Source organism: Methylocapsa palsarum, from assembly GCF_900114285.1.
Classification (GTDB): Bacteria; Pseudomonadota; Alphaproteobacteria; order Rhizobiales; family Beijerinckiaceae; genus Methylocapsa; species Methylocapsa palsarum.
Genome location: NZ_FOSN01000008.1, coordinates 14,230 through 26,255 on the forward strand (window position 1 = coordinate 14,230; position 12,026 = coordinate 26,255).

Sequence of the window (12,026 nt, forward strand, 5' to 3'; positions counted from 1 at the left end):
GCAGACTCAACCAGAACAATGATGATTGCTTTTCCGGCGGATCGGACTGGAAAGCCTTCGAGCGGATTTCACACCATGGCCCTGTTCAAGAACAACGCCTTCGCACAAGATGAGTGGCGCGCGCTCGGCGAGGACGAAACTTTGCCGCTGGACGGAAAAGTGAGCCTGACGCTCGCGCAATGGCGACAGAGGCGTGACGAACTGCGCTCGCGCTCCGCCAACATCCCGCTTGGACTGCGGCTCGATCCGGGCGAAAAGGTCGATGCGATCGCGGACGATCTCGGCCAACTCGCTCTCATCGCCATTCGCTTTCCAAAGTTCACCGACGGTCGCGGCTATTCGATGGGGCGCCAGATCCGAACCGTCGGCGGTTTTACGGGAGAATTGCGCGCGACCGGCGACATCCTGTTCGATCAGCTGCAACTCCTGTCGCGGTGCGGTTTTGACGCTTTCGAACTGAGCGACGCCGCGACGATCCGCCTCCTCGAAGGAGGGAGAAAGCCGGATATGCCGCTTTATTATCAGCCTGGCCTTGGCGCGGAGGCGGCGGCGGTGGCGGCGAGACCGTGGACGCGCCGCTCGATGGCGCTGTAGTCACGACGCCTCCACCATCCCGAGGATGTGAATTTCACCCCGGAACTTTGCGGTCACAGGGCTGTTTTCGCTGCTCACCACTTGGAGCGAACAGATGCCAACCATCCGCGACGCCCGGATCCTGATCATGGCCACGGACGGCTTCGAACAGTCCGAATTGACGCAGCCTCTTGAAAAGCTGAAGGAGGCGGGGGCCCTCGTCCATGTCTGCGCGCCCAAGGGTCCGGACATCAAAGGCTGGAAAGACAAGAACTGGGGCGAGACGGTCCCGGTCGATCTCGAAATCAGTTCAGTCGCCCCTTCCGAATATCATTGCCTCGTTCTTCCCGGCGGCCAGATGAATCCCGACGTCCTGCGGATGAACGATGACGCGGTCGACCTCGTGCTTGATTTTCTGCATTCGGGGAAGATTGTCGCGGCGATCTGCCATGCGCCCTGGCTGCTGATCGAAGCGGGGGTCGTAGAGGGGCGGCAGTTAACGTCGTGGAAATCGCTCAAGACCGACATCGAAAACGCCGGAGGTCAATGGATCGACCGCGAGGTGGTCGTCGACGATGGAATAATCACCAGCCGCTGTCCCGGCGACCTCGACGCATTCGTCGCCAAGATCATCGAAGAAATCGAGACGGGGGAACACCTTGAAGGCGAACCGTTCAGGGTGAGAGCCTAGAGCGCTTTCCGATCGCATGAAGTCATGCGATCGATCAGAAACCGCTCCAGAGTCAAAGATTTGAGTCTTGTCGATTGGATTGATTCAATCCGATCGGAACATGCTCTAGGTCCGAGGCTCTGCGATTTCACAAAAGCCTCGGATCCGCTCGACGGGTCGGATTTTCGAACTTGTTTTCCGGATTTAAACGGAAGTCTCCGTGTCGATGGCCGGCTGAAGAATATGATGCAGACCCGACAAGATGGGCTGATCCGATCCGCGCATGATCGCCCGGAGATCTTTCTTCTGCTCTTCGCCAACGCTCCGATCAAACTGGCGCACGGTCTTCGCCGTGAAGGCCCCGATCGTCATGCCGTAAGCGCTGGCCGTCACTTGAACCCTGCCCGCGAAATCAGATCCCATCGAAGCCACAGCCGCCTGAGCGACTTTCTCGTTCGAACATGTATGGACGATTTCGGCGATCAAACACATGACACCCTCACTTTACGCTCATGTGGAACCCTGGACGCAAGGAGCTTTAGACGCAGCCGCTTAACGCAAGCTGAAGCGAAACATTCGCAATGCTACGATATGTTAAAAGTTAATTCGGAAACGAATAAGACGTCAATATAGATATTTTATGTTGCCTTGCAGCAAGTGACGCCACGGCGAAAATACTTGGAAACTTAAATCTCGCTTACAACTGAAATGGTCGCGCTTTATGCGCGACAACCACACAAAATATTGTCATCTCGCAAATCAATACTCGAAAGCAAAGCCTTGTCTCGCGAGATTGGTAAAGTTAACTCTCGGCACCCCGAAAAGGTTCCGTTAATTTTTTCTAAAGCTGGCGTTAAGAGCTAATGAATTTGCGCCGCGGGAGGATTTGCGGGTTCGCCGACAGGTGGGAGCGGAGTGGCCACGATCGAGGTATCGACCGGCTTTTCGCCGAGCACGGCCTGAACCTCGGCGTCCTGAGGCCTTGGCTCAGCAATTTGCGCGCCGATCGTTTTCAAAACGGCGGGGGCGTTGGCGTAGACGCCATGACCTATCCAATCGCTTGGCTCGCGTGAAAGATCGTAGACTTTGACTCCAAGTTCGTCGAGCGCCGCCCGATCGACCGGATTGGCCGGATCGAGCGCGCCAAGCCGCGGCCTGTCTCCCGCGAGCGAGCGCGAAAGCGACAGGGCGCGGTCGTTCGCCGTGACGAGGACGAACACATGCGAGGCGTCGATCCGCGCCAACTGTCGGCGGAAGACATTGAGATCAATGTCGGGCGCCGCCAGCATCACGTCGCCGAGCTTGCCGTCAAGGTCCGGACTTCCGCCGATGGCGTTCTCGCGCAAGGCCTCCATCGTCATCCAGGCGCCCATCGAATGCGCGAGGATATGAACGCGGCCAACACCCGGCACCTGGGACAGCTGGCGGACGAGCTTGGCCAGCGCGTCCCGCGAAATTGTCGCGCTTTCCTTGGCTGCGCCATAGTCGAGCAGACTGCCCGCCGCCGGCCAGGTGAAGAGAACGGGAACCCCTCCAAATCGCCCGTCGTAGGCGATCTGCGCCAGTCTGAAGCGGGCTTCATCGTAGCTCGTATTGAAGCCATGGACGTAGAGGAGGATATCGCGGTTGGAGCCCGTCCGCCCGGACAGATGCGTGGCGAGTTCGGAGACAAGCGCGCCCTGGTCCAGAGTCCGCCGGCTCAGCACGGCGAAATGTTTCTGCGGGTCCACCGCGCCAAAGCCAGGACGTTCGATCTGACCCGCCTGATGCCCTGAAGGCACGCCGATCCGCTGCAGGGAGGCCTTTGCGTCGCCGTCGGCGACGGCCTCATTGATCGCTTCCCTATCGTTCTTTCGCGTCGAAACGACAAAAATCGGCTCCGAGGCGGATTGCGGCGAGGTTTCGCCGATATCGGCGAAACCCGTCGAGGCGCAGCCCGTCAGGGTCAGGAGAGCGCAGCAGGCCGCGAAAACGCATAAGCGCGAGGTCAGATCTCCTCGCGGCCGGCGTTTCCCTCCGAGAGAGAAAAATGTCGCTAGGGGCTGCGTCAAGGCCAGGCGGCGTCCTCTTCAAGGTGACCGGGGCGCAAAAGCAAAAGGGTTCGCGTTGTTGAAGCCGCAGAACCTTTCCATCCGGTAAAAATCATCCACCGAGGATCATGAGCGGCGAAAATGTCGCCAATGCGGCCGCAAGCCGAGACCATATTGCAGATTCAAAAAAACCTTTGGAATCAGACCTCTGAACCTTGTCTATCGTCTTAGGGCGTCACCCGAAGAAATTTGCCGAACGCCCGGGGGCCGTCTCCGACCGGGATCCGCGCTATCACCTGAAGCGTGTGCGCGTCGATCGCGGAGACCTCGTTCGAGAACCAGTTGGTGACATAGATCCGCTCGCCGTCAGCGCTCGCCTCTATCCCTTCGGGGTATTCGCCAACGCTGATCCTCTTGATCGGCTGCAATGTCGCAAGGTCGAACACGGAGACGGTTCCGCCATATTGATCGGTCGAAAAGCCAAGGCCGTTCGCCAGCGCCACGGCGTAGGGACGCTTGCCGACCTTGACGGTTCCGATCAGCTTACGCGAAGCGAGATCGACGACTGAAATGTCGTTGCTTTCGACGTTCGCTGTGTAGACGCGGGCGCCCGCAGGATCGATGGTGACGCCGAAGGGATGGGCGCCGACCTTCACCGTCGCAAGGCGGGTCCATTTCGCCGCGTCGATAATCGAAATCTGATCGTCTCCACGGTCGGCGGTGACGATCACCGCGCCGTCGGAAGTCACGGCGACGCCGGACGGGAGCGCGCCGATGTCGAGCGTCGCCTCCAGCGCGCCGCTGGCGATGTCGATCTTATAGAGGCGCGGCTGATAAAAGCCCGCAAGATAAAGCGACGCCCCCGAGTGGTCGAGCGCGATTCCAAGAGGCGTATCCGACGTGGCGATCCTGCGCAGGACGCGACGCTCCGCCGTATCGACGACCGAGATATATTTACCTTCGGTGCTCGTCACAAAGGCGGTGCGTCCATCGCGCGACATGGCGACGCCCGCGGGCTTGCCCGGAATCGGAATGCGCGCCACGATCCTTCCCTTCTCCAGATCGAGGATGCTCAATTCGTCTCCGGTCTGATCGGGGATAAACGCTTCGTCCGCCAACGCCGCGGCGTTCAGGACGACGAGGGCGAGGGCGAGCGCGAAACCCGTCGCGGCGAGCCCCGACGGGAGCTTGCGCGTCACGGCGCGGACTCGGCCTTCTTCTTGAGGTTTTCCAATCCTTTGCGAAAAAGGCCGCTGACCGCTTTCAGCGCGGCTTCGTCGCTCAGTTCCGGCGGCGGGTCATTGTTCGGATAGCCGCGATAGAACGCGCCGCGCCATTCGACGACGCTTTTCCCGCCATCGGCCGGAAGAACGATGATGCTCGCGGAATAATTATTGACCGGAAGCACCTTCACGTCGACGTTGTCGATCCGGTACGCATAGGACATTTCGGCGGGGTCATACTTATAGAGGCTCTCGTCGATCGTGGCCCCGTTGTCGAGCGTCAGCTGGCGCTTCGCCGCGTCCGGCGTGTTTCCGCCCTCACCTGTGGTCTTGGCGATTCCAGGCAGCCAGCTCATGTCATGAAAATCGGCGATGATCGCCCAGACTTTGGCGGGGGGCGCGTTGATTTCGATCTTTTCCGTCGTCTTCTGCCGGGTCGGCCCATGCGCCAGGGCGACTTGCGGCAGGACGACTTGCGGCAGCGCGAATGCAAGGAGCACGGCTCCGGTCCAAAACAATTTCTTCAAGATCGCAGCCATACTTCACTCCCTTTGCGCCTATATGTAACGTGCGGTCGGACCAAGGCCGACGCCAGCCGCCGAAGCCGGGCCGGTCTTTTGCGGCTTCGAGGCGGAAGCTCTATAATAACGGGCGAATAAATTCCACCCGGACGAGCCCCGGCCGAGAGCCGCCCGATGATGGGCAATCGAGGACTGAATGCGCACCGACACCGCCGAACCCGTTCGCCTCAAGGACTACCGGGTCCCCGATCATCTGATCGACAAGGTCGATCTCGATGTCAAGCTTCGCGCGACAGCGACGCAGGTGACGGCGCGTCTTAGCATAAAGCCCAATCCGAAAGGCCGGCCGGACACCCCGCTGGTCCTCGACGGCGACGGACTCGCCGCCAGGCGGATTACGCTCGACGGCGTGGACCTCGACCTCGCCTCGGGATTCGTCACCCCGAGCCAGTTGACGCTGACGTCGCCGCCCCAGCGCCCCTTCATCCTCGAAATCGAGACGGAACTTGACCCGACGGCCAATACGCGCCTCATGGGACTCTACCGGACCGGCCACGCCTATTGCACGCAATGCGAGGCGGAGGGTTTCCGCCGCATCACTTATTTTCTCGACCGGCCGGACGTGCTCAGCGTCTACACGACGCGGATCGAGGCGGAAGTCTCCGAAGCGCCGGCGCTTTTGTCCAACGGCAACAAGATCGCGGAAGGGAAGATCGATGGAACCTCGCGCCATTTCGCGGTGTGGAGCGATCCGTTTCCAAAGCCCTGCTATCTCTTCGCCCTGGTCGGCGGCGACCTTGGCTCGATTCACGATGAGTTCGTCACGAGATCCGGGCGCAGGGTCGCGCTCGGAATTTATGTCGAACATGGCAAGGAGGCGTTCGCAACCTATGCGATGGACGCGCTGAAGCGGTCCATGGCCTGGGACGAAACCGCGTTCGGCCGCGAATACGATCTCGACGTCTTCAATATCGTCGCCGTGTCCGACTTCAACATGGGCGCGATGGAGAACAAGGGGCTCAACGTCTTCAACGACAAATACGTGCTCGCCTCGCCGGCGACCGCGACGGACGCGGATTACGCCCATATCGAGGCCGTGATCGCGCATGAATATTTCCACAACTGGACCGGCAACCGGATCACCTGCCGGGATTGGTTCCAGCTCTGCCTCAAGGAAGGCCTGACCGTCTTCCGGGACCACGAATTTTCGTCTGACATGCGCTCGCGGGCGGTGCATCGCATCGCCGACGTGCGCACCTTGCGGGCGCAGCAATTTCCCGAGGACGCCGGCCCGCTCGCCCATAATGTTCGTCCCGACGCCTATCTCGAGATCAACAATTTCTACACCGCGACGATCTACGAAAAAGGCGCCGAGATCATCAGGATGCTGAAAGTGCTGATCGGCGACGAGGCATTCGCCAAAGGCATGGATCTTTACTTCGAGCGTTTCGACGGGACCGCCGCCACGATCGAAGATTTCATTTCCTGTTTCGCCGAGTCGGCGCAACGCGATCTGACGCAATTTTCACGCTGGTACAACCAGTCCGGCACGCCTCTCGTGTCCGTCACGGCCGTCTATGACCCGGCGGCGCGGACCTTTACGCTCGACCTTTCGCAAAGCAGCAAGCCGACTCCCGGACAGCCGACCAAGGAGCCGTTCGTCATTCCGGTGGAGCTCGGTCTTGTCGCGGGCGAGCACGGCGATCTGAAACTGCGCGCCGGCGAAGAAGACGGCGCGAGCGGCGTCGAACTGGGGCGCGGAATCATCGAGCTGACGACGCCGCGCAGGCGGATCGTTTTTCGCGATGTGCCAGTGCGCCCGTCGCCCTCCCTGTTCCGCGGATTTTCCGCCCCGGTTCGGGTCGAATATGATTGGAGCGAGAGCGATCTCGTGACGCTCGTCGCCCATGACAGCGACAGTTTCAACCGCTGGCAGGCCGCGCAGACGTTCGCGACGAGGCTTCTGCTTCGTTCGGTCGAAGCTGTTCGCGCCGGCGGCGCGCCCGCTTACGAGCCAAACTTTATCGATGCGCTCCGGATCGTGACCGAGACGAGCGCCGACCCGGCCTTCACCGCTCAGGTGCTGACCTTGCCCGGCGAGGCCGACATCGCGCGCGAGATCGGCCAGGATGTGGATCCTGACGCCATCCACGTCGCGCGCAAGGCGCTTCGCGCGGCGATCGGCCATGACCTTTCCCAGCCTCTCCTCGCGGCCTATGCGCGGCTGGAGGATAAAGGGCCCTATTCTCCGGACGCCGCCGCGGCCGGCCGGCGATCCTTGCGCAACGTCGCGCTCGACCTTCTTGTCTCGGGCGAAATCCCGGAAGGCGTGCGTCTCGCCGCCGCTCAATTCGCCAGCGCCAGCACGATGACCGACGAGATCGCGGCGCTCGGCGCGCTTTCGCAAGCGGCCAGCGCCGAGCGCGAAACGGCGCTGGAGAGCTTTTACCAGAACCACGCCGGCGACGCGCTCGTCATCGACAAATGGTTCGCGTTGCAGGCCATGATCGCGGAACCCGGCGCGCTTGCCCGGGTGAAAAAACTGACGGCTCACCCCGCTTTCTCGCTCGCCAATCCGAACCGGGTGCGGTCTTTGATCGGCGCGTTCGCCGCCGGCAATCAGACCCAGTTCAACGCGCCGGACGGCTCCGGCTATGATTTCGTGGCCGACGCCGTGCTCGAACTCGACCGCAAGAATCCGCAGGTGGCGGCAAGACTGCTCGCGGCGTTCCGCAGCTGGCGTTCGCTCGAAAGCGTCCGGCGCGGCCAGGCCGAATCCGCGCTCCGCCGGGTCGCCGGAAGTCCCGGCCTGTCGCCCGACGTGAGAGACATTGTCGAACGCTCCCTGGCTTGAATCCTCCCCCGCCCGCAGACAGGAATCGCCGATGAGCGACCCGATATGGTCTAAGATCGATCATTATTTCGACGCCCTGCTCGTTCCCGCCGATCCCGCGCTCGATGCGGCGATCGAGGCGAGCGCGGCGGCTGGCCTGCCTTCGATCGCCGTCGCGCCGAACCAAGGCAAGCTGCTGAATCTCCTTGCGCGAATCCTGGGAGCCCGGACTATCCTCGAAATCGGGACGCTCGGAGGTTACAGCGCCATCTGGCTCGCGCGGGCGCTTCCGCCGGATGGCCGCCTCGTGACGCTCGAATACGACCCGAAGCATGCCGAGGTCGCCCGCTCGAACATCGCCCGGGCTGGTCTCGCGGACGTCGTGGAGCTCAGGATCGGCGCCGCCCTCGACTCGCTGGCGCAGCTCATCGGCGAAGGCCGTGGACCCTTCGATTTGATTTTTATCGACGCGGACAAGGAAAACATCCCCGCCTATTTCTCCCTCGCCCTCCAGCTCTCGAGGCAGGGCGGTCTGATTATCGTCGATAATGTGGTCCGCGATGGAGCGGTCCTCGACGAGAACAGTCCGGATCCGGCGATCCGCGGAATCCGTCAGTTCAACACGATGCTCGCCGCGGAGCCACGCGTCAGCGCGACGGCGATCCAGACCGTCGGCGTCAAGGGTCATGACGGCCTCGCGATCGCGCTCGTCACCGACGGCCCCTGACGAATTTCCGAACGCCCCCGCCCGGCCTCACGGGACGCCGCGGATTTCGGCCTTTTCAACAGGCCGGGACCGATCAAATTTTGCGTTCACGGTTCATTAAATTCTGGACAAAAAGGTAAACTCAGAGTCTCATGAAATCGAATCGGGGAGATGCGGCACATCGCTCCGATCAGTTTCGAGGGGCCTGTCATGACGCGTGCAAACGCGGCGCATGCTTCCGCTTACGCGGAGGCAACGCAGGATTTCGCCTGCGCGCAAGAAAGCGAACCGTCAGATTTCCGGCCGGCTCTCTTCCGGGCTGATAGGCTTGAGCTCTGGGTCCGCCGAGCGGTCCCGGCCATGCTCGGGATTTTCGTCGGCACTTTGATCGCCGTCACCTGGGCCATGACCCGCGACGGCTACAATCACGCGATTGCGGAAGGCTTTTCCGACCTCGAAATGGTGGCCGCCGTCGTCGCGGACGATCTTCGACTGGAGATGAAGAACAGATCCAAGAACGAAGTCGGCGCTGTCCTGGCGCAGGCGATGCCGTCCCGGGCGCTGGCTCGAGGGCAGCAGGGAATGGTCAGCGACCTCGATGGCGCCGTCATCGCCAGCGCGCCCGCGTCGCTTGCCGCGGGGCTCGCCGCATCCATCGGCCCCGGCGCGTCTTTGAGCGATTATCTCGGTCCGGCCCAACCCCTCACGATCTTCGCCGAAAAAGCCGGCGTGCTCCGGATCACCTTGCCGGATGGGTCAGACGCACTGGCGGCCGTACGCACCCTCGACGCTCCGCTGGGACAGGTCGCCTTCGTCTATCCCATGAGCGCCGTCCTGGCGGAATGGCGCGCCAACGCCTTTCGCAACATTGTTCTTCTGACCTGCACGGTTCTGGTGCTGTGCGCGCTCGCGATCGCCTATTTCTGGCAGGCCTCCCGCGCCCGCGAAGCCGACAAGATCTGCGAACGCGTCCGCGACCGGATCGACACGGCGCTGAGCCGCGGCCGATGCGGACTTTGGGACTGGGACCTCGCGCGTGGACGGATCTACTGGTCCGATTCCATGTACGAGATCCTCGGCATGGCGCCGATGGGACAGTTCCTGTCGTTCGGCGACATCAATTCGCGGGTTCATCCGCACGACGGCGATCTCGCCATGATGGCCGAGATGCTGACCGCCTCCCAGACCGACACGATCGACCACGCGTTCCGGATGCGGAACGCCAAGGGCGACTGGATCTGGCTGCGCGCGCGCGCGGAACTCGTGCGGGACCGGCCCGGTGAGACGCCGCACCTCGTCGGGATCGCGGTCGACATCACGGAACAAAAGGCGCTTGCGGAACGCACGGCGACGGCCGACATGCGGCTGCGGGACGCCATCGAGACGATCTCCGAGGCCTTCGTGCTCTGGGACGCCGACAATCGCCTCGTCATGTGCAATTCAAAGTTCCAGAAATTTCACAGCCTCAGCAACGACGCGCTGCGGCCGGGCGCCGCCTATGCTCAGGTCATGGCGAAGGGCGCCCCGCCGCTCATCCAGGCGCAAATTCCGCTGGGCGAGCGGCGCCAGGCCAACGCCCGCACGTACGAGGCGCGGCTCGCGGACGGCCGCTGGCTGCAAATCAATGAACGACGCACCAAGGACGGCGGCTACGTCTCGGTCGGAACCGACATTACGACGCTGAAGCGGCACGAAGAGCAATTGATGGACAGCGAGCGCCGCCTGATGGCGACGGTCGCGGACCTGCGCAAGTCGCGCCAGACGCTCGAGACCCAGGCGCAGCAGCTCGCCGATCTCGCCGAGCGCTACCTCGAGCAGAAGGCCGAAGCCGAAACCGCCAACCGGGCGAAGTCCGAATTCCTCGCCAACATGAGCCACGAATTGCGCACGCCGCTCAACGCGATCATCGGCTTTTCGGAAGTCATGGAGCAGGAGACCTTCGGCGCTCTCGGGTCCCCGAAATATGTAGATTATTGCTGCGACATCAGGCAGAGCGGCCAGTATCTCCTTGGCGTCATTTCGGACGTCCTCGACATGTCCCGCCTCGAAGCGGGCCGAGTCAGACTGCAGAAGAACGATTTTGAAATCGATTCCGCGGTGGGCGGCGCGGTCGGCGCCATACAGTCCATCGCGAACGAAAAAGACATCAGCATCACCGCAGAAACATTGCCCGGCAAACGCGTTCACGCCGATCGGGCCGCGGTTGAAAGAATCCTCCTCATCCTGTTGCGCAACGCGGTCAAATTCACGCCTCAGCAAGGCCGGATCAGCGTCCGCACGCGCATGGTTCAGGGCGCGCTGAACATCTATGTCGAGGACAACGGCATGGGGATCGCGGCGGAGCCGCTCGCGCGCCTTGGCCGGCCGTTCGAGCAGCTCGACGGCTCAATGGACAACGGCATGAAGGGGTCGGGGCTCGGCCTCGCCATCGCCCGTTCGCTGATTGACCTGCACGGCGGCTCGATGCGGATCAGGTCCTCGGTCGGAGCCGGCACCATCGTGCTCGTTCACTTGCCGCAGTCGCAGGACGCGCCTCGCCAAAAGCTGCTGCTGACGGCGGCGGCGAGCCGGCGCCCTACCCCTCCGCCAAAACTGCGGGCCGCCGCGCGGGGGTGAGGGGCATTGCCCCGCTCATGCTGCAATCTCGCTGATGCTGGTTTTCTCAGAATCCGACTCGCTCAGACGGGCTGCAGCGGATCCGTAGTTTTCAATCCTACAAGACGTTCACAGCGGAGCAACAGCTACGCTTATACCCCGCGCAAGATCGTGGAAGCGCTCCACCATCATCTGGTTGTCGCCCCTCCCCGACCGACTATTAAAGCAGCGTCGGCTGCTTGGGATGATCCCCATTTGGACCTGCGGGCCGGGTCGGAAGCTGCGCGATTTCCTGCCCCGCCTTTTCTTCAGCGACGCGGATGTCATAGGCGCTTTGCAGGTTCAGCCAGAATTGGGCGCTCGTGCCGAACCAATGCCCGAGACGAAGGGCAGTGTCGCCGGTGACGCCGCGGCGTCCATGGATGATCTGCGTCACGCGATTGGGCGGGACGTTGATCTGACGGGAAAGCTCGGTCGGCGTGACGCCAAGCTCGGTGAGCTCGTCAACGAGGATTTCTCCCGGGTGGATGGCAGGGCGCGGCATGGCTCAAATTCCTTTCAATGGTAGTCCGCAATTTCGACGTTCGACGGCCCGGTTGCGTCCTTTGGCCAATCGAAGCAAATCCGCCACTGCATGTTGATCCGGATGCTGTATTGCCCTGCCCGGTCGCCCTTCAGCCCTTCGAGGCGGTTGCTCGGCAAAGCCCGCAAATCCTCAAGGCCCGTCGCAGCGTCCAGAATTTCGAGACGCTTGTAGGCTTGCCGGTCGAAACCCTGAAATTCCCGGACAAATTCGCCACTTGCAAAAGCTTCGGTTCGTTTGTCACGATATCCTAGGATCATGCAATCAGGATAGGGAATCTTTATGGTTTACG

Annotated in this window: 11 protein-coding genes; 5 read left to right on the forward strand and 6 right to left on the reverse strand. The window is 62.0% G+C overall.

The genetic code is table 11. From position 1 onward, the window contains the following. The first annotated feature begins 75 nt into the window (after positions 1-75). Complete coding sequence (locus BM177_RS10255) at positions 76-594, forward strand: DUF934 domain-containing protein (RefSeq protein ID WP_175492564.1); 519 nt, start codon at positions 76-78, stop codon at positions 592-594. Between the two features lie 94 nt (positions 595-688). Continuing rightward, positions 689-1,264: a type 1 glutamine amidotransferase domain-containing protein gene (locus BM177_RS10260; protein WP_091681891.1), complete on the forward strand. Its 576-nt coding sequence runs from the start codon at positions 689-691 to the stop codon at positions 1,262-1,264. 183 nt (positions 1,265-1,447) lie between these two features. On the opposite strand, the gene BM177_RS10265 is transcribed toward BM177_RS10260, so the two are convergent. From BM177_RS10265 to BM177_RS10280, 4 genes are all read right to left on the reverse strand, one after another. Then, positions 1,448-1,735 (reverse strand): hypothetical protein, encoded by a 288-nt coding sequence (locus BM177_RS10265; protein WP_091681893.1) that lies wholly within the window; start codon positions 1,733-1,735, stop codon positions 1,448-1,450. 368 nt (positions 1,736-2,103) lie between these two features. Further along, positions 2,104-3,294, reverse strand: a complete 1,191-nt coding sequence (locus tag BM177_RS10270) for an alpha/beta hydrolase (RefSeq protein WP_244532252.1) — start codon at positions 3,292-3,294, stop codon at positions 2,104-2,106. 206 nt (positions 3,295-3,500) lie between these two features. Further along, complete coding sequence (locus tag BM177_RS10275; RefSeq protein ID WP_244532253.1) at positions 3,501-4,472, reverse strand: YVTN family beta-propeller repeat protein; 972 nt, start codon at positions 4,470-4,472, stop codon at positions 3,501-3,503. Then, positions 4,469-5,035, reverse strand: a complete 567-nt coding sequence (locus tag BM177_RS10280; protein ID WP_091681896.1) for an SRPBCC family protein — start codon at positions 5,033-5,035, stop codon at positions 4,469-4,471. Before BM177_RS10280 ends, BM177_RS10275 begins: the two co-directional genes overlap by 4 nt. Positions 5,036-5,213: 178 nt before the next feature. On the opposite strand from BM177_RS10280, the gene pepN reads away from it, so the two are divergent. The 3 genes from pepN (at position 5,214) to BM177_RS10295 (ending at position 11,172) form a co-directional block, all read left to right on the forward strand. Continuing rightward, a complete protein-coding gene (pepN, locus tag BM177_RS10285; protein ID WP_091681898.1) occupies positions 5,214-7,871 on the forward strand; it encodes an aminopeptidase N in 2,658 nt (885 codons plus the stop codon). Between the two features lie 31 nt (positions 7,872-7,902). Beyond that, a complete protein-coding gene (locus tag BM177_RS10290; RefSeq protein ID WP_091681900.1) occupies positions 7,903-8,577 on the forward strand; it encodes an O-methyltransferase in 675 nt (224 codons plus the stop codon). Between the two features lie 189 nt (positions 8,578-8,766). Next, complete coding sequence (locus BM177_RS10295) at positions 8,767-11,172, forward strand: PAS domain-containing sensor histidine kinase (RefSeq protein WP_091682215.1); 2,406 nt, start codon at positions 8,767-8,769, stop codon at positions 11,170-11,172. A 199-nt stretch (positions 11,173-11,371) separates the two neighbouring features. Here the strand turns inward: BM177_RS10295 and BM177_RS10300 are convergent, their stop codons facing one another. Both BM177_RS10300 and BM177_RS10305 read right to left on the reverse strand, forming a co-directional pair. Then, a complete protein-coding gene (locus BM177_RS10300; RefSeq protein ID WP_091681902.1) occupies positions 11,372-11,695 on the reverse strand; it encodes a HigA family addiction module antitoxin in 324 nt (107 codons plus the stop codon). Positions 11,696-11,709: 14 nt separating this feature from the next. After that, positions 11,710-11,994 carry a type II toxin-antitoxin system RelE/ParE family toxin gene (locus tag BM177_RS10305; RefSeq protein WP_091681904.1) on the reverse strand — a complete coding sequence of 95 codons (285 nt, stop codon included), beginning with the start codon at positions 11,992-11,994 and terminating at the stop codon, positions 11,710-11,712. Between the last annotated feature and the right edge of the window lie 32 nt (positions 11,995-12,026).